This window comes from Chryseobacterium sp. JK1 (assembly GCF_050632815.1).
GTDB lineage: Bacteria > Bacteroidota > Bacteroidia > Flavobacteriales > Weeksellaceae > Chryseobacterium.
In genome coordinates this window covers 425535-446272 of sequence record NZ_JBODRU010000003.1, presented here as the reverse complement: position 1 = coordinate 446272, position 20738 = coordinate 425535, and the positions used below count along the sequence as shown (strand labels likewise).

Annotated in this window: 17 protein-coding genes; 8 read left to right on the top strand and 9 right to left on the bottom strand. The window is 34.9% G+C overall.

From position 1 onward, the window contains the following. Positions 1 to 121 precede the first annotated feature (121 nt). Entirely contained in the window at positions 122 to 1555 is a 1434-nt protein-coding gene (locus ACQ76T_RS18660; protein WP_431344759.1) for a hypothetical protein, read from the top strand. Between the two features lie 806 nt (positions 1556 to 2361). Here the strand turns inward: ACQ76T_RS18660 and recA are convergent. Continuing rightward, on the bottom strand, positions 2362 to 3363 hold the full coding sequence (gene recA, locus ACQ76T_RS18655; protein WP_422694040.1) for a recombinase RecA: 1002 nt from the start codon (positions 3361 to 3363) through the stop codon (positions 2362 to 2364). Between the two features lie 337 nt (positions 3364 to 3700). Between recA and ACQ76T_RS18650 the strand changes: the two genes are divergently transcribed. Then, the gene (locus ACQ76T_RS18650) at positions 3701 to 4915 is read left to right on the top strand and encodes a hypothetical protein (RefSeq protein WP_431344758.1); all 1215 of its coding nucleotides are present in this window, start codon (positions 3701 to 3703) and stop codon (positions 4913 to 4915) included. Between the two features lie 28 nt (positions 4916 to 4943). Here ACQ76T_RS18650 and ACQ76T_RS18645 read toward each other — a convergent pair whose 3' ends face one another. Both ACQ76T_RS18645 and ACQ76T_RS18640 read right to left on the bottom strand, forming a co-directional pair. Beyond that, positions 4944 to 6128 carry an oxygenase MpaB family protein gene (locus ACQ76T_RS18645; protein ID WP_431344757.1) on the bottom strand — a complete coding sequence of 395 codons (1185 nt, stop codon included), beginning with the start codon at positions 6126 to 6128 and terminating at the stop codon, positions 4944 to 4946. Positions 6129 to 6202: 74 nt separating this feature from the next. Then, a complete protein-coding gene (locus tag ACQ76T_RS18640) occupies positions 6203 to 7003 on the bottom strand; it encodes a response regulator transcription factor (protein ID WP_431344756.1) in 801 nt (266 codons plus the stop codon). A 201-nt stretch (positions 7004 to 7204) separates the two neighbouring features. Between ACQ76T_RS18640 and ACQ76T_RS18635 the strand changes: the two genes are divergently transcribed. Then, positions 7205 to 8884: a hypothetical protein gene (locus ACQ76T_RS18635; protein ID WP_431344755.1), complete on the top strand. Its 1680-nt coding sequence runs from the start codon at positions 7205 to 7207 to the stop codon at positions 8882 to 8884. Between the two features lie 64 nt (positions 8885 to 8948). Here ACQ76T_RS18635 and gap read toward each other — a convergent pair whose 3' ends face one another. The 4 genes from gap to ACQ76T_RS18615 all read right to left on the bottom strand — a co-directional run bounded on the left by gap (position 8949) and on the right by ACQ76T_RS18615 (position 12340). Further along, entirely contained in the window at positions 8949 to 9953 is a 1005-nt protein-coding gene (gene gap, locus ACQ76T_RS18630; RefSeq protein ID WP_431344754.1) for a type I glyceraldehyde-3-phosphate dehydrogenase, read from the bottom strand. Between the two features lie 32 nt (positions 9954 to 9985). After that, the gene (pfkA, locus tag ACQ76T_RS18625) at positions 9986 to 10972 is read right to left on the bottom strand and encodes a 6-phosphofructokinase (RefSeq protein ID WP_431344753.1); all 987 of its coding nucleotides are present in this window, start codon (positions 10970 to 10972) and stop codon (positions 9986 to 9988) included. An 83-nt stretch (positions 10973 to 11055) separates the two neighbouring features. Beyond that, positions 11056 to 11928 (bottom strand): DUF4846 domain-containing protein, encoded by an 873-nt coding sequence (locus ACQ76T_RS18620; protein ID WP_431344752.1) that lies wholly within the window; start codon positions 11926 to 11928, stop codon positions 11056 to 11058. Between the two features lie 73 nt (positions 11929 to 12001). Next, on the bottom strand, positions 12002 to 12340 hold the full coding sequence (locus ACQ76T_RS18615) for a winged helix-turn-helix transcriptional regulator (RefSeq protein ID WP_431344751.1): 339 nt from the start codon (positions 12338 to 12340) through the stop codon (positions 12002 to 12004). 95 nt (positions 12341 to 12435) lie between these two features. Here ACQ76T_RS18615 and ACQ76T_RS18610 point away from each other — a divergent pair, with 95 nt between their 5' ends. Then, entirely contained in the window at positions 12436 to 13236 is an 801-nt protein-coding gene (locus tag ACQ76T_RS18610; RefSeq protein ID WP_431344750.1) for a DNA alkylation repair protein, read from the top strand. Positions 13237 to 13845: 609 nt separating this feature from the next. Here ACQ76T_RS18610 and ACQ76T_RS18605 read toward each other — a convergent pair. Together ACQ76T_RS18605 and ACQ76T_RS18600 are read right to left on the bottom strand one after the other, a co-directional pair. Continuing rightward, positions 13846 to 14604: a TIGR03915 family putative DNA repair protein gene (locus ACQ76T_RS18605; protein ID WP_431344749.1), complete on the bottom strand. Its 759-nt coding sequence runs from the start codon at positions 14602 to 14604 to the stop codon at positions 13846 to 13848. A 162-nt stretch (positions 14605 to 14766) separates the two neighbouring features. Beyond that, on the bottom strand, positions 14767 to 16026 hold the full coding sequence (locus tag ACQ76T_RS18600; protein ID WP_431344748.1) for a putative DNA modification/repair radical SAM protein: 1260 nt from the start codon (positions 16024 to 16026) through the stop codon (positions 14767 to 14769). A gap of 156 nt (positions 16027 to 16182) precedes the next feature. On the opposite strand from ACQ76T_RS18600, the gene ACQ76T_RS18595 reads away from it, so the two are divergent. The 4 genes from ACQ76T_RS18595 (at position 16183) to ACQ76T_RS18580 (ending at position 20680) form a co-directional block, all read left to right on the top strand. Continuing rightward, positions 16183 to 17511: a hydroxymethylglutaryl-CoA reductase, degradative gene (locus tag ACQ76T_RS18595; RefSeq protein ID WP_431344747.1), complete on the top strand. Its 1329-nt coding sequence runs from the start codon at positions 16183 to 16185 to the stop codon at positions 17509 to 17511. A gap of 166 nt (positions 17512 to 17677) precedes the next feature. Continuing rightward, complete coding sequence (locus ACQ76T_RS18590) at positions 17678 to 18766, top strand: hypothetical protein (protein WP_431344746.1); 1089 nt, start codon at positions 17678 to 17680, stop codon at positions 18764 to 18766. 1 nt (position 18767) lies between these two features. Next, the gene (locus tag ACQ76T_RS18585; RefSeq protein WP_431344745.1) at positions 18768 to 19154 is read left to right on the top strand and encodes a DUF423 domain-containing protein; all 387 of its coding nucleotides are present in this window, start codon (positions 18768 to 18770) and stop codon (positions 19152 to 19154) included. Between the two features lie 248 nt (positions 19155 to 19402). Continuing rightward, a complete protein-coding gene (locus tag ACQ76T_RS18580) occupies positions 19403 to 20680 on the top strand; it encodes a chloride channel protein (RefSeq protein WP_431344744.1) in 1278 nt (425 codons plus the stop codon). Positions 20681 to 20738 lie beyond the last annotated feature (58 nt).

Genomic DNA, 20738 nt, shown 5'->3' with positions numbered 1-20738 from the left:
CTCCGCCGAGTTTTTTAATATACCCAACGATATACCCAAACAAAACTGACACAATGGCATTTTTTTATGATGAGGCTATTGATCACTTTTATTATATTTACCGCCAATTATAAATAACAGTATGGGAATCTTTGATTTTTTTAAGAAGAAAAATAACACACAGGAAAATGCAGCTGTTCTGGTTCAGGAATATAGAAAGCCGGAGGAGACAATTGTACAAGAAATAGTAGAGGAGTTTGTAGATGAAACACCAGAGGTGCCATTGCAGGCTGTTGAAGAACCGAAGATTAATGAGGAGTTCGAAAAAATAAAGACTTACAATGATTATATTGTGTATTCTATTGCGCTTCAGTTAAGAGGTGAATATACTCCTCTTTCTGCTTTTGAAAAAGAAAATGGAGAAGTTGAAGGATTTGCTTATATGGTGACAGAAGATGCATATGCACTTTCGCCACAAGAGGCTGTTGATAAAATGGAAGCAAAATTTGAAACTGAGCTTCAGGAAGGGAAGATAAAATCTTATATGATTTTGTATCATTCTCAGTTTGACAATAATGGAAACCATAATCCAGCTGCTCAGGAAGGCGAGTTCAAAGCAATTTCTCTTGTGTACCGTTTCAGAGGAGAAGATAAGGCGAAAACAGCACTCTCTTATATTTTCGAAAATCAAAATATAACTTATAAAGGTTTTGCAGAATTTTCTCACGAAGAAAATAATGTGATCATGAATCATCAACTGATTGATGGTAAAAATTATTTTACTAATACAGAAGGAATTGCTGCTCCTGAAATGACTAACGAAGCGGGAATTATCATCAGAAAGTCAAACATTCATAATCTTGTGAATACCTGGAGCGGAATTTTTGGTCATCAGAATTTTCAGACTAAAGATTACGGTCAATATCTTACCAATGTTTTAATGCAGTCTACAGTTTCTGATCCTTCAGGAGAAGGCAAAAGTAAAACGGAATTTGAAGATGTAAGGTTTAAAACCATCATTACCGATGAGCTTAGTACTATTATTCCGGAAGTGAAAACCGATTATACATTAGATTTTGAAACAAGATCAATCAGAGAATGGGAAAATGCTTTGAATTTACAGGCAATTGTTGCTGGTCCGGCCAGAGATACTTTTGGTGTTTGGTTCTTTGCTACAGATTATGCAGAAAATAGAAATAAATATTTAACGCAAACTCATTTTAATATCAATATCAGCGGAATTGTTTTCATTCTTGATGTTCATGAAAGTTTCGATTTACCAGATGGAACTAAAATTAGCGAAGATTTTACAACGTATGCACCGAGTAATGAGGTTCCGAACTATGCTTGTTTTGATTTTATCGCTCAGCTTGTTGATTTTAAAGAAACCGAATTGCTGGAAGATGGAAGCGTTAAAGGATATATCCTGAAATTGAAACTGATCACTCATGAAGAAAGAGAAGATTACTTCACCATTGATGCTTTTGTGAATAAAGAAAACATAAGATTTGAAACCCTTACAAAAGGAATGAAGGTTGCCGGAGCATTACAGCTTCAGGGTAAAATGGCTGAATAATTTTTAAAAATATAAAAACTCAAGAGGTTGTTCTAAGGAATGACCTCTTTTTTATTTTCTGACTAAAAGGTGAAAATTAATATAGACGCAAAGAAATAAGTGATTCGAAAATTGATTGTAAGGAAACAAAGAGTTGCGACTTTATCGCTGATGAAGCTTTGTGGTTACTATGTTCGCTTAGTAAGAATCAATAAAATTGATTCCACTCTTTGCTCTCTTAAAAATATTGTAGTATACAGATAAAACTTTGCGTTAAAAGATAAGTGCATTAAAAAATATTAGATCATCTTTCTTGTATGATTATAAAAGATAAGAGTTACTATAAACGCAAAGAAATAAGTGATTCGAAAATTGATTGTAAGGAAACAAAGAGTTGCGACTTTATCGCTGATGAAGCTTTGTGGTTACTATGTTCGCTTAGTAAGAATCAATAAAATTGATTCCACTCTTTGCTCTCTTAAAAATATTGTAGTATACAGATAAAAGCTTTGCGTTAAAAGATAAGTGCATTAAAAAATATTAGATCATCTTTCTTATATGATTATAAAAGATAAGAGTTACTATAAACGCAAAGAAATAAGTGATTCGAAAATTGATTGTAAGGAAACAAAGAGTTGCGACTTTGTCGCTGATGAAGCTTTGTGGTTACTATGTTCGCTTAGTAAGAATCAATAAAATTGATTCCACTCTTTGCTCTCTTAAAAATATGGCCGCATACAAATAAAAACTTTGCGTTAAAAGAATAGAATCATTTAGAAACAAAAAAAGGCAATCCTAAGACTGCCTTTTTTATATTTTCTGAAAAATTATTTGTTTTTCATTTCTTCCTTGATCTTGCCTTCTAACTCTTCAGAAAGATCTGGATTATCTTTTAAAACATCTTTTACAGCATCACGTCCCTGACCCAATTTAGTCTCTTCGTAGCTGAACCAAGAACCGCTTTTCTTCACAATTCCCATATCTACTGCTGTATCAAGGATCTCTCCAACTTTGGAAACTCCTTCACCATACATGATGTCGAATTCTGCCTGTTTGAAAGGAGGAGCTACTTTGTTTTTCACAATCTTCACTTTCACACGGCTACCAATAGCTTCGTCACCCTGTTTAATAGGTGCACTTGCTTTTCTGATATCAATTCTTACAGAAGCATAGAATTTAAGAGCGTTACCTCCTGTAGTTGTTTCAGGATTTCCGAACATTACACCGATTTTTTCTCTCAGCTGGTTGATGAAGATCACTGTACATTTTGTTCTTGAAATTGTAGCAGTAAGTTTTCTTAATGCCTGAGACATCAATCTCGCGTGAAGCCCCATTTTAGAGTCTCCCATTTCACCTTCAATCTCTGCTTTTGGCGTCAATGCAGCCACAGAGTCAATGACTACGATATCAATAGCTCCGGAACGGATAAGATTATCAGCAATTTCTAAAGCTTGCTCACCATTGTCAGGCTGAGAAATAATAAGATTTTCAAGATCGATTCCTAATTTTGCAGCATAAGTTCTGTCGAAAGCATGCTCTGCATCAATGAATGCTGCAATACCACCCGCTTTTTGAGCTTCAGCAATAGCGTGCAGTGTTAATGTCGTTTTACCTGAAGATTCAGGACCATATATTTCAATGATTCTTCCTTTTGGATATCCGCCTACTCCCAGAGCAATATCCAATCCTAAAGATCCGGAAGGAATGACTTCTATTGTATTGTCTACGGCATCATCTCCCAAAGTCATTACAGTTCCTTTTCCGTAGGTTTTATCTAATTTGTCAAGCACTAATGCGAGTGCTTTTTTCTTATCATCAATGTTACTCATCTCTATTAAAATAATTTCTCAAAAATACATAATTTAAATATCAAAAGCTAATATTATTTATCCCCGAAACAGGTTTTTAGAGTTAAAAAATGATAAAATTTTATGCGTGATGTTATTCATAACGAAGGAGATGCATATTGTGGTATTAAGAAATATTGGAAAAAATAAATTGAAGGGAAGAATGAAGCGGTATGCCCTTTAAATAGAAGGTTGAATGCGGGTTTTGGAGAAGTACTTTCCAGCATTTGCAAGATATTGATAAGTTCAGTGATCGTTTTACATCCATGCAATGTGAAAAAATGCTTATCTTAAAACACTCTTTTTTTAAGATCACTATATGGACAGAAAATTAAAATTATTCCTGATTAAATCTTTCGCTGTATTGGCGGTTATTCACCTGGCTTATTTTATTTACGGATATATAAAGTTGAAAAGCCTTCACGAAATTGATATTTATACAGAATTCTACAGATTCAAATTTTATGATGATGTTTCCATTTCTCATTTTTTTATATCCGGTATTTTTTTGTTTTTCTTTCTTATTTTTTTCCTTAGAAATCATGTCCAAAAAAGAAATGAACTATCAAAAACTGTGGGGATAGGGGTTGCTCTTTTACTGGTATCTTTTTTTTCTTTGACATTTTTTATCAGTTATAGTTTGGGGTTCAATGCAAAGTTGAGGACTTTATTGCCTGAAAAAGATCTTAATAAAGATAAGACACTAATTAATGTCTTACAGCCTTTTTTATATAACTATACTTCGTACAGTTCGGATAAATTGTTTAATCCCGAAAATGTTTTATACCCTAAACCTTATCCCGTGATTGAGCAAAGAGATACTCTTTTCTACGATCCGAATAATAAAGAGTATTATTCAACAGAGTACACTTATTATAGCATTGATACCCTAAAAATGCTGAGAGCCAATCATGAAAAATTAAATAATAAAGCAAAACTGGCGCTCGATTTTCTTGGGTTTGATTTCAAAGAGCTGGAAAAAAGAATGATCTCTAAAAAAGAGATAGGGGATAGTACTGAAATTATATTTAAAGGGATGGAAGTACATCCTGATTATGATGACAAAATGTGTATTTTTCTTGAAAACAAAAACCTGTTTTCTCCATTACACAAGATTCCTGAGTCTAAACAGCAGTATCAAAATGCAGTTAAAAGATATGATTTGCTTTACAAGTATAGTCAGGATTCACTCCTTAACTCATTTAAGAATCTGAATGCTCTTCTCAAAAAATACAATATAGAAACACAGATCGTTCCGAAAGATTTAACCAAAGATGTCTTCTATTACAGAGACCTTCCGAGAGAACCTCTAAATGAAATACGAAATACTTACGAAAGAGGCGACCTAAAAGATAAGTTTGAAACTCTTGACCGTTTATTCTATAAACCCAATTATCTTCACCCTTCCATCAGAGAAATTTTCTTCGGAGTTGTTATTGGGGTCTGGTTTGTTTTATTTTTATTATATCTGATCTGGAATTTCAGAAAGAAAAGACCTTCAGCAGATCATTTTGAGGGAAATCAACCCGTGTAATTTTCAGTTTATTTGAAAGGCAGCATTTTTAATGGAAATTTGAATTTTTGGTAATATTCAGATAGTCTTCCAATACCTTCATCTGATCTTTATTTCCTCTTTTTATTCTTGTCTTGCGACTTACCAAATTGTCGTAAATTTTATTGAAAATAATTTTTGAATGAGGAAAAAGGTTTCTGTTGGGAACTTCAGGAATCTGTAATCTTTTGCAAACTTCATCATCCAGTAAAAACCAGGTGCAGCAGATGTGAAGATACCTAAGGTTTTTTCTTTGAAATTCAAATTTGAGGATCGGGTTTTCAAGAGATTCATCCAACAGAGAATGTGCAAGAAGAATAGAATCTTTATCTGAAGGAGGTTGCATAGAAGTCCACAGGTAGAAATACTCTGTGGCCTGTTTTTTATCGTCAGGAAGAAGTTGTTCCGGAATTCCCAGAAGATAGCCTACGTATTTCCAAAGATGAAAAATTCCCTGTTCTTCTTCTATCGAAAATGTATTTCCCAGTTTTTTGAGACTGTGAAGAAAAACAAGACTGAACCCAATATACGTTGCCATCATATCCCATGAGTTGATCGGCTGACCCCAGTTTTCTGTATCCCAGTCTTTATAATGTTTTTTTATGGAAAGCCTTGCATAAGAATGAATCATTCGGGTTTTTATGGCAAATTCATAGCCTTTTGCATGAAGCTCCAAAGCATTGTATCGTGTAGCATTTACCCAAAAATCCAATGTTTCCGAAAGACGTTTTACCGCCCCTTTTTTCAATGCTTCTGTAACAATAAGCGGTTTGTTGAGGTAGGCATAATCATATCCTCCAATCAGACAGTAGTCTCTCAGTGAGATTAAAGAATCAAGGTTGCTTCTCATGCAGAGCTCAGCACCACTTTTAAGTAAATTATAATCCAGCCATTCGGGAACTCTTTGGGTTTGATGAAAAAGTTCTTTTATACTTTCAGGAACTGTATCTGTTTCCGAAACTCCCTTTCTGATGTATTGTTCAATTTCTCTGGAGGCTTCATGAAATTTTTTAGTAAAATAAACCTCTCTTACAACCTGATCACCAGTTTCATCCACATGATAAAAGAAAGGAGAAAATATGTCAAAGTCTTTGAAACTGACTTCAGCACCGGAAAACTCAATAAGTTGTTTTCCATTACCTTTTTCCCAAAAATCTTTAAAGTGGGGAGCGTCTTTAAACCGGGGCTGTATCATTTTTCATTCCTTTATTCATAAAAGTACAAGTTTTACGCCGAAATTCGTGGATGAGATTTGTCAGGATTAATGATCTAGAGATATCCCCACTCAAAAGTTTTTTTGATGAGTTCAGAACTGTTTTTACAGTCGGATTTTCTTAAGATATTTTTTCTGTGGGTACGAACTGTTTCTTCTGAAATAGTAAGTAGACAGGAAATTTCACATGTGGAATATCCTTTTGCAATGCAATTGATGATTTCAACTTCTCTTTTGGTAAAAATAACAGGAACTGTTTCATCAGGTTGGCTGCGTTTCATCCACTGCATCTGATGAAAATCTTCCCGTCCGTTGATTCCGGAAACCAATACCATATACGGATTTTGATGGGTGATATGTTCAATATTGGTGTGGATATTAACTGCCTGCAAAAGCCTGCCATTTTCATCTTTATAAGTATGTAAAGCCTGATGATGGAACAGATCATAATTGCCTTTTGATGTTCTCATCCTGAAACAGTAGCTGGTTTTTAGTTCCTGCTGATAATCAAAACCGTCAATTTCTTTTATTTTTTCTATAGACATTCTTTCTGCTTCCATCACAAATTCCACGTCATCAGGATGAATAAGGTCGATAATTTCTTTCAGATGTACAGGATGTTTATGGAGACCATGTATTGCTAAAATATCTTCATTGTGATTACAGATAATAGTACTGTCTGCGAAATTGATGACATAGTAATAGAATTTTCCGGGAGCAAAAATTTCTCCGATCATGTTTTCAATGGTAGGAACAGGTAGTATTCTGTTGTTATTCTGTAAAATTTCAGGATAGTCATTCCAGACCTTAATGAGGGGATGTGGTTTTTTTGCGTGAGTCACGTATTTTTTCTTCATTGGTTAATGTTTTCTTAAAAATAATAAAATTATGTTAAATAAAATCACCCTTTTGTGGTATTTCGGGTGGTAGGAAAGTATTGTACTTTTAAATAAAACTATTGACTGTACAAACTTAATTTCTGGAATATTCTGTTTAGGCAATCATTCAGCCAATTTCTGATGAAAATTCAAAAAATTTAACCTGAAAAATAAATAACCATGAAAACTAATTTATTATTGTTGCTATCTTTTCTTTGTATAGAACTAGTCTTCGCGCAACAAAGAAAACTTAGTGAAATCAGTTCTGATAAATTTAAGAACTTACAAACCTCAAAAACCAAAGCAAATTTTCTTGAAACATTAAAAAAAGAGAATAATAATGTTAAGCTGGAAAATATTATTGAAACTAATACAGGAGTATTATTTTCCAATATAAATAGTAGTAATATTTCAGAGGAAGAATTAAGCTTTGAGAAAATTTACTTTACAGATAATCGCCCTATTCTTATTAATGTAAAAGGTGAAAAGGTATTTGTCATTACTGGAGATAAAGGAAGAAGACTTCTTTTTTATGGTAAGGGAGGATTTTTCTTAACAGAAAAAGGTACTGGAATTGATGGGATTAGAAATGAGATGGAAGATGCCTTTGATAAAATAGGATATAGCTGCAGTAATAAGAAAGCGGTTCATGATAGTATTTTAGACTTTAATTTGAGAACGATTAAAAGAGCTGTAGTATTAAACTCATCAGATGATGCAACTAATAATAATGCTTTGGTTTTTACAAATGGAACAAACGATACAAAAATTAGTTTGGGAGCGAATTTTAATTATAAAGATACTTATTTTTATAATGTGGCACTTTATACCTCAAGCGCCAATACAGGTTTTTTGTATTCAAACAAAGCTTGGAAAAACGATATAGGGGCTTCATTTACTATAAATAAAATGGTTTTTTCTGCATCACAAGATTTTCTTCAATCTGATTGTGAGGATCTTGCGAAAAGGAGAGAAGAGTATAAAAACATTTTATTAGAAAAATATCAAAATTTGAAAACTGATTATAAAGCTTATGAGGTTGAATTGGCTAAGTTAAAAAGTAAAAAATATGATGATAATAATTTAGGAATCCTTGAAAGAGATAAAAAAAATGAGATCAATCGAAAAGATATAGACTCAATTACTACAAAAATGAAATTGTATAAGAAAATATTACTAAATCCTGGAAAGTTTATAGAACAACAGATGATTGCTTTCGATCGTAAAAACGATATTTTAAAAGGAAGTAAGCTACATTGGATAAAAAGCACAATAAGTGTTTCAAATCAGAATGTCCATTTAGATTCGATGAAACTGTTAACTAATAATAAGGAAATTACTAATTTCCCAAAGTTATCGATTGACTTATCTTATAATTTCAATTGGCAGTCAAAATTAAAATTGCTTAATTTCCAGGCTTTTAGTAATGTTTCAATGGGGAGTTTGCTTGATGCAAAGGTTGGTAATGAAAAACCATACTTGGTAAATAGGGACGGAGATCTTTTTATTTTTGATACGTCTGGAACACAGATAGGGAGATATAGTAACTTAAAGCGGGCGTTTTGGACTCTTCAATCTGGTATACAGTGTACCTTCTTTATGGTTAAGAATTTTGGATTTTCTGGCTTTGCTTCCCATTCTTTTGCACTCCAAACTTTAAATGATACGGAGTATCGTAATAGATATTCTTTGATGGGAGGATTAGTAATTAAAATAAACAATGAGCAGGATGTGAACAAAGCTACTCTTAGAATTTTATGTGGAGTTGAAAATGAACCCTATAAGACGAAAGTATCAGATAATTTTATGATCAAAATTACATTGGGTATACCTTTTAATCTTTATAACAAAAAAACATAACAACCAAAAAAACCTTCCCATCGGGAAGGTTTTGTATTACTTATTGCTTATCGCTCATTACTTATTATAAAGAAGCAGCGTGTACAAGCATATCAACTAACTTGTTAGAGTAACCCATTTCGTTGTCATACCAAGAAACAAGTTTCACGAAGTTAGGAGAAAGCATAATACCTGCGTCTTTGTCGAAGATAGAAGTTCTCTTATCTCCTACGAAGTCCTGAGATACTACAGCTTCTTCAGTATATCCTAAGATACCTTTCAATTCACCTTCAGAAGCAGCTTTGATTACTGAACAGATTTCTTCATAAGAAGCAGCCTTTTCAATTCTCACTGTTAAATCTACTACAGAAACGTCAACAGTTGGTACTCTGAAAGACATACCTGTTAGTTTTCCGTTTAATGAAGGAATTACTTTTCCTACTGCTTTAGCAGCACCTGTAGAAGAAGGAATGATGTTGTTCAGAGCAGCTCTACCACCTCTCCAGTCTTTCATTGAAGGACCGTCAACAGTTTTCTGAGTAGCTGTTGTAGCGTGTACAGTTGTCATTAAACCTTCTACGATTCCGAAGTTATCGTGAATTACTTTAGCCAAAGGAGCTAAACAGTTTGTCGTACAAGAAGCGTTTGATAAGATTTTGATATCATCAGTAAGTTCTTTGTGGTTTACACCCATTACGAACATTGGAGTATCATCTTTAGAAGGAGCAGAAAGAATTACTTTCTTTGCACCTGCAGTAATGTGCTTTGCAGCGCTATCTTTATCTAAGAATAAACCTGTAGATTCTACTACGTAATCTGCACCAATTTCATTCCACTTTAGGTTGCTTGGATCTTTTTCAGCAGTTACTCTGATCTTTTTCCCGTTTACAACAAGATCATTTCCTTCTACAGAAACTTCACCTGGGAAAATACCGTGTACAGAGTCATATTTTAACATGTAAGCCATGTATTCTGCATTGATTAGGTCATTGATTCCTACAACTTCAATGTTGTCTCTTTCAGTCATTGCTCTGAAAACAAGACGTCCAATTCTACCAAAACCGTTGATACCTACTTTAATTGTTGACATAATAGTTTGTTTTTATTAGATTATAAAAATAATTAGATTGCTAAAATTTCTGAAATCAGTAAAAGATCTTTATTGATTTCGTTATGTTTTTTAATGGCTTCTTCAATCGGAGTATACGTCAGATCGTTGGAACGCATACCTGCCATGACGTTGGTTTGCCCTTCCATGAGTCCTGTTACGGCACCATAGCCTAGTCTGCTTGCCAAAACCCGGTCTGCACAGCTTGGAGAACCTCCTCTCTGCATGTGTCCCAAAATAGCTACACGAATATCATAATCAGGGAATGTATGTTTTGTTTTTTCCGCAAGGTCATAAACGTTGGCTAATTTTTCACCCTCCGCTACCACAACAATACTGGATGATTTTCCTGTTTTTTCAGCATTTCTGAATTTCACAAAAAGCTCATCAACACTGTCCTTTTTTTCAGGAATTAAAATATCCAAAGCTCCGGCAGCCAATCCGCTGTTTAAAGCAATAAAACCAGCATCGCGACCCATCACTTCCACAAAGAAAACTCTGTTGTGAGAAGTTGCCGTGTCACGGATTTTATCAATAGCGTCCATTGCCGTATTTAAGGCAGTATCGTAACCGATCGTATTATCTGTTCCGAAAATATCATTATCGATCGTTCCGGGAATACCGATTACCCGGATTCCGAATTCTTCACTGAAGATTTTGGCACCCGTGAAAGTTCCATCTCCACCAATACATACCAATCCGTCTATTCCTAGCTTTACACAATTGTCGTATGCCTTCTGACGGCCTTCTTTTGTTCTGAATTCAGCGGATCTTGCAGATTTTAGAATCGTTCCACCCTGGTTGATTATATTTTTTACGGAACGTGCTCCCATTTTCAGGAAATCATTGTTGATCAAGCCATTGTAGCCTTCTCTCACTCCGTAGCATTCGATATCATAGTAATTAGCGGTTCTTACTACCGCTCTTAATGCCGCATTCATACCCGGAGAATCACCTCCTGAAGTAAGAACTGCAATCTTTTTTACAGCACTCTCTTTCATCAAGTAAAAAATTTCGAACACAAACTTACAAAAACAAGTTCAGATTATCGTAGTAACTTTCCAATAGTTTTGAATATAAATTATCAAAAGCTTCTGAAGTTTGTAAGTTTAAAAATGTACCTCGCAGTTTTCGTTTCAGGAGAAGCTACATCAAGGTCATACCATGGCGAAATATTTTTATTAAAAGGATTGGATAACAAATGGATCGATTGGGCTGGAGTAAAGCCTTCACCCAGTAAAAATAATTTTTTACCTTCCTTGTTCTGGCAGACACCGGCAATGAAAACTACGTGTCCGGGACTGCCGGGAGTAATGAGAATATCACCTGTTTTTAGATCTGAATTTTTCGTTACAGGGCTGGTTTCTTTATTCAGTGAAATCGTTCCTGCGTAGTTGAATATCAGATCAAGATAATTTCTGAAATTCTTATAAGAATCGTCAATCTCTGCTGCTTTTCTGAAATTTACGGAATTTCCACTGACAAAAGCTCTTGTTCCATTTTTATAATCATTCCAGGTAAGAAGATCTCCGCTTGTAAAATGGAATTTGATTTCGTCATATTTTTTTGCCTGATATAAATATTCGGCTCTTAGTCGGATAATGGCATCAGCACATTGTTGTAGATCTTTACTTCCTGTATCAATATCAAACACTGCTTCATGGAGATGCTGTGTAGAGATAGGGCTTCCGTCATATTTTAAAATCGGACTTCCGTAAGGCTTCAGTGTGGAATTTTCGATAAAATATCCAAAAGAGTCAGATTTTTCTTCTACCCATTGATAGTTTTGCGGAGGAGAAAACCTTCCTTTGATGGTATTTTTATCTTTAATGATCTGTACAGTGTTTTCTGAACTTAATTCATTAGTTTCATTAATATTAAGATTGGGACGCGTTTTATCATGTGTACATCCCATTAGAAAAGTGGCGGTTGCCAATCCTGAAATAATTTTTTTCATATTGCATTTGATTCAATGACAAATATGAGAATTTTTGTAAAATGTATTGAGCGTATTACATATAATAGTGTGTTTATATTTTTTCATCAGGAATCAATAGTTTTCCCCAGTCATTCAGTTGCCAGAGAATTTTAACCAATTCTTTTCCAAGTTCTGTAAGAGTGTACTCAACCCGGGGAGGAAGTTCGTGAAAAGATTGCTTGGTCAGAATTCCATCTTGTACCATTTCGGTAAGCTGCTGATTAAGCACTCTTCGGTCTACTTTTGCAATACCGCGCAGAAATTCACTCGGACGCTTTTTTCCTTCATTGATCTGCCATACAATAGGAATTTTCCATTTACCGCTAATGGTATTGACTGCAACTTCTAGTGGGCAAATTTTATTTTCTTCTGCTTTTTCCATTGTTTCCATAAAATTGACTTTTTTATCCCTATGGGTGAACAATATGCGGTATTGTTTTTGTCCGCCCACTTTCAGACTTTTGTAAAGATAATCATTAAAATACTATGACCGAAAAGCGAAAAGGAGCTCGCTCTATTAAAAATATCCCATCAGATATTCTGGAGCAGTTGAACAGAGGAGAAATACAAACGGCCAATCTTACAGAATGGCTGGCAGTAGATCAAAAGCTTTTGTTGGAAAATTTGCTTCAACAAAATGACCGCATAGAATATTTACAGGAAATTCTAAATCATGTAAACCTGTTGAAAAAGCAAACTGTGAATATCATCAACGAGGCTATTGGTTTAGGATTACTGAAGTTAGCCACTCATAATCGGGATGAAGATTTTTTGTCTCAACTTTCCTCACATCAGGCAGATCTTGTACGGTGTTGGGCTGCCTACGCTGTGGGAAGAAATAATAATCTGGATTTCCGAGAAAAATTAAATAAAATACAACATTTCGCTTCCGATTCTCACTTCGGGGTAAGAGAAATCTGTTGGATGGCTGTACGTCCTGATATTTCGAAAAATCTTACTGAAAGTATCACTTTTTTATCACAATGGACCAGCCATGAAAATGAATATATAAGACGCTTTGCCAGTGAATCCACCAGGCCAAGAGGAGTTTGGTGTGAACATATTAATGAGTTGAAGCAAAATCCCGGATTAGGGCTTGAAATTTTAGAACCACTACAATCAGATTCATCAAGATATGTTCAGGACAGTGTGGGAAACTGGCTAAATGACGCCAGTAAGTCACAACCGGAATTTGTTATAGAAATCTGCGACGAATGGTTAAAAGATAGTCCTACAAAAGAAACGCAGTATATCGTTAAAAAAGCTTTAAGAACCCTTCGTAAATAAAAGTTATCCACAATATGAGTTTTTTTAATGATTCTTATTGTGGTATTCTTTTGATAATAAAATAGTTGTGTAAGTTCCTTTGATAGGGCAGAAGTAAAAGTTTTTAACCTTACCGTATCCAAGAAAAAGTTATCCACAATATGGAAATGTAAAGTAATTTCCTTTCTATCTGTCATATATTTAATAAGTTATGAAAAGCCTTTGATAAAAGGATATACGAAGAGTATTGGATTGGATTGTGTTGAAAAAGTTATCCACAAAGTCATATTTTCATAATTTTCTGGACTCAAAAATATTTGATAATTCAATTCTCCTCTCAAACAAAATAACAGTTTCTTTTTTTCTTCAATTTTTGAATATTCATTTTTTTCTTCTTCGGAAAAGTAGAGAACTATCATTTTCAATGTTAACTATTTGTTAACTCAGAAAAGTTATCCACAATATGGAATTGTATATTACTTTTGATTGTATCTATAAGGTTATTAGGTGTTTATGGATGTTTTATTAAAAAAGGGTTGCAGAGAAATGAATTGATTGATTTGATCAAAAAAGTTATCCACAAAGTCATGTTTGGATAAAATAATTTTTTAAACTGTTCATTGTCAGTGGTTAATGTTTTTCTGTCAGATATTTCCAGTATCTTTTCGGAACATGCTGGAGATGTAGCTTTATATTCTTCCGTTCTACAATATTGGTTTTTGTAAAATACCGCTGCCAAAGCGTCTGGTAATTTTTTTCTTCATCATGAAATTTCTGCTGATATTGGTTGAGGTTGAGCTTTTCTTCAGGATAAAAGAAATCACAGGTTGCCAGATCATAAAAAATACCATAGTTTCTGCGAAGGTCATAGATCATCCATTTCTGATCTTGATATCGGTCTTTGAAATGTTTTCTTATCAAGGGAAGTACATTGAAATCTGGATCTATTTTGGCGAAGAAAACATCGTCCTGCATCTTTTCAAAGCGGACAAAAGCAGTCATTCTGTGTCTTTCTCTATCTACCGATTTGCAGATTTTTGAAATTTTTAAAATATCAGGATCAGCAAAATTTTGAAGAATATTTTCTCCAGGATGTTTAATAGATTGTCGAACAGCAGAAAGTAGTAAATTTTCCATATCAGAATCTTCAGAAAGAAAAACTTTCAATAATTGATGAATACCTTGTTTTCCTATAGTTTGCTCAAGTTTATTTAAAACTCGGTCCGATTTTTCAGTCTGTGTAATGGTTTCATGAATTTCTGCGAAAATATTCTCCTGATGAAATCGTTCCCGACTGGAAATTTCCACATCTTGATAACGGTATTCGAAAACTTCAAATATCGCAGTAAAAAGTCCATCAAAACTTCCATCATACAGTAGGGTTGTCATGTATTTGGTTTAAAATTGAGTTAGTTTGTTGTCATTCCGAATGAAATAAAATGAAGCGAAGAACTTTGTTAATTGAAGAGATTCTTCCTTCGTCAGAATGACATTTTTGTATAATAAATTTGTGATCATTGGTGAAAACACTAGTGTCATTTGTGTTTGAAGTCAGAATAAGGTCAACTGCTGGGAAAACTGATTGTGAAACTTGGAAGAACTTCCCCCCACGAGCAATTTTCTGAAGTTTTTATCCGTCAGATATTTCAGGTAAGCATTTCCCGCATTAAAATCAATAAAATATTTTGCCCGGTTGACAGCGGCGCCCAGTTTTTTCAAATGATCCATTGTTAACATCTGAAAACGCCTTGCACTTATAATTTTTTGAGCGGTCTTCACGCCAATTCCGGGGATTCTTAAAATCGTCTGATAATCTGCAGTTTGAAGGTTTACAGGAAACTCATGAAGGTTTCGTAGAGCCCAGCTTAATTTCGGATCAATTTCCAAATCAAGAAAAGGAACATTAGGGTCTAAAATTTCTTCTGCTTTAAAACCATAAAATCTCATCAGCCAATCTGATTGATACAGTCGATTCTCACGCAGCATAGGAACTTCCGTTGTTAAAGAAGGGAGTCTTTTGTCTTCCAGTACAGGAACGTAACCGGAATAATACACCCTTTTCAGATTGAAATTTTTATAAAAATGATCCGCAACTTTGATGATTTGTAAATCATTTTCATTGGTTGCTCCCACAATCATTTGCGTAGACTGACCTGCCGGAGCAAACTTGGGAACTTTCTTCAGAATTTTCTTTTCATCTTTATATTGAATAATCCCTTTCTGAATATACCGCATCGGGCTGATCATATCCTGTCTATTCTTTTCCGGAGCCAATAATTTCAACCCACTTTCTGTAGGAATCTCCAGATTTACCGATAATCGATCTGCATATAATGCCGCTTCCTGCATAAGATCATCGCTGGCACCAGGAATAGATTTCAGATGAATATATCCATTGAAATTTTCCTCCAAACGTAGTTTTTTGGCTACTCTTACAAGGCGCTCCATCGTGGTGTCTGCATTTTTGAAAATTCCTGAGCTGAGAAATAAACCTTCAATGTAATTTCTCCGGTAAAAGCTGATGGTAAGATCTACCACTTCTTCTACTGTAAAAGCAGCTCTTTTAATATCATTTGAACTTCTGGAAACACAGTAAGCACAATCATATATACAGTGATTCGTCAGTAGAATTTTAAGAAGAGATACACATCTTCCGTCTTCTGTATAGGTATGGCAAATCCCGCTTGCAGAACTGTCTCCCAAAGCACCTTTTTTATTCTTTCTGTTTCCTCCACTGGAAGAGCAGGAAACATCATATTTTGCTGCATCCGCAAGGATTTCGAGTTTTTCTTTCAGGCGTTCAAAATTCATATGAATAAAATGATTGATATTATTTGTATCGAGTTGTATTTTTATAATGTTCAAATTTAGTTCCAAAATTGATAAATGTCAACCTTTTTTCATAGAAGTTATCAACAAAAAAGAGTCTCAAAATCATTATATTTACGGCTCATTAAAGTTTATATCATGAATCATAAACCAATCGAAGGTTTTTCTAAGCTTCCAAAGCAGGGGAAAATCGAATGGCTCGTAAACGAATACCTTGAAGGAAACCAGGAATATCAAAATATATTAAAACAATATTGGAACGAAGATGCTGATCTGCAGAAACTTCATGATGAATTTTCCGAGAACACGATCTCCAATTTTTATATGCCTTATGGAATTGCACCCAACTTTTTGATTGACGGAAAATTGTTGGCACTTCCCATGGCAGTGGAAGAAAGTTCAGTAGTTGCTGCAGCTTCCAAAGCTGCTAAATTCTGGATCGATAAAGGCGGTTTTAAAACCACAATTATCAACACAGAAAAACTGGGACATACTCACTTTATTTTTAATGTGGAACCTCACAAACTATTGCATTTCTTTAATTTCAGTTTGAAGAAAAAATTATTTGAAGCCACAGAAGATATCACATCCAACATGAGAAAGCGTGGTGGTGGTATTTTAAATATCAGCCTGGTGGATAAAACTGCAGAAATGCCGAATTATTACCAATTGAAAGCAAGCTTTGATACAGTAGATTCAATGGGAGCCAACTTTATCAATTCATGTCTTGAACAGTTTGGAAAAACCTTAAAACAGGAAGTTGCTGTCAGCGAAGATTTCACGCAGGAAGAAAAGAATTCACTACAAATTGTGATGAATATTCTTTCCAACTTTACACCGGACTGCATCGTAAGAGCTGAGGTTTCCTGTAAAATGGAAGATTTAAAAGATGACAGCGGAATTTCTCCTGAAGAATTTGCTGCTAAATTCAAACAGGCCGTTACCATTGCTGAAATTGAACCTTACCGTGCCACAACGCACAACAAAGGAGTTATGAATGGAGTAGATGCGGTGGTGATTGCTACAGGAAATGACTTCAGAGCTACAGAAGCCTGCGCTCATGCCTATGCTGCAAGAGATGGACAATACCGATCTTTGACACATTGTACAACAGACAACGGAGTTTTCAGATTCTGGATTGATCTTCCTATTTCTGTAGGAGTAGTAGGAGGTTTAACAAACCTTCATCCGCTGGTAAAATTCTCACTCGCTCTCCTTGGAAAGCCTTCCGCTCAAGAATTGATGAGTATTCTTGCTGTTTCCGGTCTTGCACAGAACTTCGGAGCACTGCGTTCTTTGGTAACCACAGGAATTCAGAAAGGACATATGAAAATGCACTTACTGAATATTCTGAACCAATTGGGAGCTACCGAAGAAGAAAAACAGCACTTTGTGACGTATTTTAAAGATAAGACAGTGAGCCACCATGAGGTGATCAATGAGTTTAACAGAATGAGAGAAAACTAATGTTACAAATCATTTTGCCCATCCTATTTCTTCTTTTCGGATTCTTTTTAAAGAAAACGAATAATGAAGGGTTCAGAAGCTCCAAAAGATTTGCCAATATGTTTATCATACTGGGTATTTCTACACTGGTAGCCAAATTTATACTGATGTATATAAAATCGAAATAGTGAAAAAGTATATTTTATTTTCCATTCTGATGCCAGGTTTAAGTTTTTCACAACAGCAAAAAGTGAAAATAACCAATCTGCCGCCTAAAACAGAAGATGCTGCCTTTCCGGTTATTTCTTATTCTGAAAATCCCGGAGTGGAAAATAAGATCAATACATTTTTGCAGGTTGATCAGCTGGAATATGTTCCCGGATCAGGAGGCAATCCTTTTAAGCTGGTCTCTAGCGGTACAACTTCCTATTCAAACTATGTTTATTTTTACAGTTGGGAAAAAATAGAAACTCCTAAAAATATTCTGAGTATTGCAATGGATGGAGAAGCTTCGGGAGCCTATCCTGAAAGTTTTTTAATCTGGCAGAATTTTGATCTGAGAACAGGAAACTTCATCAATGCACAGGATCTTTTCCAGCCCAGTGCGGTTAAAATAATTGAAGGGTTACTTCAGAAAAGAGTAAAGAAAGAGATCAATGATTTTCTCATCCGGTTAAAAACGGAAAAAAATCCTTCGGAAGAAGTACAGGATCAGATTGCTATATATGAAGGATGCTTTACAGACTATTCTTTAGATGATATCAGATTTTATTTTGCAAAAGATAAGCTGAGATTTATTGCAGGGAGATGCGCCAATCATGCCATGAGAGCCCTTGATGAGCTGGATAGCCATGTTGTTGAATTTTCTTATCAGGATCTTGATAAATATTGGAGTCCTTATGCCAAAAATCTCTTGTCCGGCTCTGAAAAAGTAGACAAAACAAGCTTCAGAAATAAACTGTATAAAGGAAAAATTGACGGGAAATACCCCATTACGGTTCTGGTTACCAGATTGTATCCTGGGGAAAACAGTTCAGAAGTAAGCTCCTTTAATGCAGAATATTGGTATGATAAAAGCAAAAAACTGATCAAATGGGATGGGAAGATGAAAGGAAACCATATTTCTATTACAGAGAATGATCATTATGATGAAGGTGCAGGTAAATGGATTCCCAGAGCTTTTGTAGAAGCCAATATGAACGGAAATAAAATTATCGGAACCTGGCAGGATGATAAGACAAAAAAATATTTAACCCTAGAATTAGAAGCGTTATAACATGAAAACAATTACTTTAGTTTTTGGAGCAGTTTACGGAATGGTATCAGTTATTCTTGGTGCATTCGGAGCACATGCTTTAAAGAAGATATTAGCGGTGGAAAGACTGGAAAGTTTTGAAACGGGAGTACGATATCAGATGTATGCAGCTTTTTTCCTGCTGATCATCGGGTATATCTTAAAATTTGAAACCTCTGCAGAAAAATGGACTTCCATTTTAATGATTGCAGGAACATTGTTGTTCTCAGTAAGCATCTACTTCTTGAGTATGCAGGATTATATGGGAATGAATCTTAAATTTTTAGGCCCGATTACTCCTCTTGGAGGTCTGATGATGATCCTAAGCTGGGGAATGCTTATTTTTTATTTTGCTAAAAATAAAATCTAACAATACAAAGCCTTCAATTCTGCTCAGCATTATTCATTGAATTGAGTTATGAACCGCTGAGCAGAGTTCAGGTAAGGTAAAAAGTCCTTTGCCTTATATTTCTAACACGAAGTCCGTAAGTTATTCGGAACTATTCCTTTTTTCGTTTGCAAAGGCTATTGCACTCAGAAACAGATAAATCAATCTATTGGGTGTCATCTTATTATATCAATGACAAATGATGATCGTAATTTTAAAATGAAATTAGAATGAAAATCAACAGAAGAAGACGTTTAATACGTACATTCAATCTTTTGGATCAACCAATACGGTTCAACCCTTTTGTATTCAGCCGTACTTTTTTTATGTGGGCCGTTACAGGTCTTGTAGGTGGTATCATTGCAGGTGGATATTGGATTGTATTGGAGCATTTTACCGAATTTTTGGCTGAATTCCAAGGCTGGCAGGTGATTCCGACAATGGCTATATGTGGCCTACTGGCAGGATTAGTGATTCACTGGATCGGAGATCCGGGAGAAATTCACCTTATTGTTAATAATATCAGATTCAATAAAGGAAAACTTGATCCGAAGAATAATCCTTCCATGATATTGTCTTCTCTATTTTGTGTAGCATCGGGTGGAAGCCTTGGTCCTGAAGCTCCTCTGGTACAGGTGACAGGCTCTACAGGAACCTGGTTGGGGAAAATTTTCCGACTGAAAGGAGAAGAATTACGTTCTTTAAGCATTGCCGGGATGGCATCAGGGTTTACGGCATTATTTGGTGCTCCGTTGGGGGGAAGTCTTTTTTCTCTGGAAATTCTTCATCACAAACACGCTGTGGAATATTACAAAGCTATTATTCCAGCGTTGGTAGCCAGTTGTTTCAGTTATCTGATGTTTGCCTTGATCATTCATTTGGGAATTGGGGCAACCTGGAATCTGAAGGCCTATCATTATACAGGAGTATATGATTTTGTATACGCAACTGCTTTTGGAGTAGTGGGAACCTTATTTGGATGGATCTTTATTTTTGTTGTAAAATTTTTCAAAAAAATTTTTGAATACAGAAAATTTCCAATCTATATCAAAACATTGGTGGGGGGAATTATTCTGGGAGTGATTGCCTATAATTTTCCCATTACAAGATATTTTGGGCATAACGAAATCAATCAGCTTATCGGTGGAAACTTTGGATTAAATTTTCTGATTCTGGTGTTGATTTTTAAAATACTGGCCATTGCCATTACCGTAACTTCCGGGTGGAGAGGAGGATTTATCATTCCGTTATTTTTTGTGGGAACCACATTGGGATTGATTATTCATACTATATTTCCAAGTGTAGATACTACTTTGGCTATTGTGAGCTGTATGGCAGCCATTAATGCCTGTGTGACAAGAACTCCCATGAGCACAACAATTATTTTGGGAACGCTGACAGGATTTACTTATTTTGTTCCTATACTTTTTGCAAGTTTAACAGGATATTTCCTGGCTCCAAAAATTCCATTCATCGGATCTCAGTCAGAAAAACTGGAAGAAGAATAGTCATTTTCAATACAATAAATTCAGAGGAATTATAACGCTCAGAATAGATCAAAAAGTT

What these genes read in the sequence shown, in the direction of transcription:
- ACQ76T_RS18645 (WP_431344757.1), bottom strand. Translation starts at nt 6,128, where the DNA reads ATGATACAGCCCCGGTTTAAAGACGCTCCCCACTTTAAAGATTTTTGG.
- ACQ76T_RS18650 (WP_431344758.1), top strand. Translation starts at nt 3,701, where the DNA reads ATGGACAGAAAATTAAAATTATTCCTGATTAAATCTTTCGCTGTATTG.
- ACQ76T_RS18620 (WP_431344752.1), bottom strand. Translation starts at nt 11,928, where the DNA reads ATGAAAAAAATTATTTCAGGATTGGCAACCGCCACTTTTCTAATGGGA.
- pfkA (WP_431344753.1), bottom strand. Translation starts at nt 10,972, where the DNA reads ATGAAAGAGAGTGCTGTAAAAAAGATTGCAGTTCTTACTTCAGGAGGT.
- gap (WP_431344754.1), bottom strand. Translation starts at nt 9,953, where the DNA reads ATGTCAACAATTAAAGTAGGTATCAACGGTTTTGGTAGAATTGGACGT.
- ACQ76T_RS18660 (WP_431344759.1), top strand. Translation starts at nt 122, where the DNA reads ATGGGAATCTTTGATTTTTTTAAGAAGAAAAATAACACACAGGAAAAT.
- recA (WP_422694040.1), bottom strand. Translation starts at nt 3,363, where the DNA reads ATGAGTAACATTGATGATAAGAAAAAAGCACTCGCATTAGTGCTTGAC.
- ACQ76T_RS18640 (WP_431344756.1), bottom strand. Translation starts at nt 7,003, where the DNA reads ATGAAGAAAAAATACGTGACTCACGCAAAAAAACCACATCCCCTCATT.
- ACQ76T_RS18615 (WP_431344751.1), bottom strand. Translation starts at nt 12,340, where the DNA reads ATGGAAACAATGGAAAAAGCAGAAGAAAATAAAATTTGCCCACTAGAA.
- ACQ76T_RS18585 (WP_431344745.1), top strand. Translation starts at nt 18,768, where the DNA reads ATGAAAACAATTACTTTAGTTTTTGGAGCAGTTTACGGAATGGTATCA.
- ACQ76T_RS18635 (WP_431344755.1), top strand. Translation starts at nt 7,205, where the DNA reads ATGAAAACTAATTTATTATTGTTGCTATCTTTTCTTTGTATAGAACTA.
- ACQ76T_RS18580 (WP_431344744.1), top strand. Translation starts at nt 19,403, where the DNA reads ATGAAAATCAACAGAAGAAGACGTTTAATACGTACATTCAATCTTTTG.
- ACQ76T_RS18595 (WP_431344747.1), top strand. Translation starts at nt 16,183, where the DNA reads ATGAATCATAAACCAATCGAAGGTTTTTCTAAGCTTCCAAAGCAGGGG.
- ACQ76T_RS18600 (WP_431344748.1), bottom strand. Translation starts at nt 16,026, where the DNA reads ATGAATTTTGAACGCCTGAAAGAAAAACTCGAAATCCTTGCGGATGCA.
- ACQ76T_RS18610 (WP_431344750.1), top strand. Translation starts at nt 12,436, where the DNA reads ATGACCGAAAAGCGAAAAGGAGCTCGCTCTATTAAAAATATCCCATCA.
- ACQ76T_RS18605 (WP_431344749.1), bottom strand. Translation starts at nt 14,604, where the DNA reads ATGACAACCCTACTGTATGATGGAAGTTTTGATGGACTTTTTACTGCG.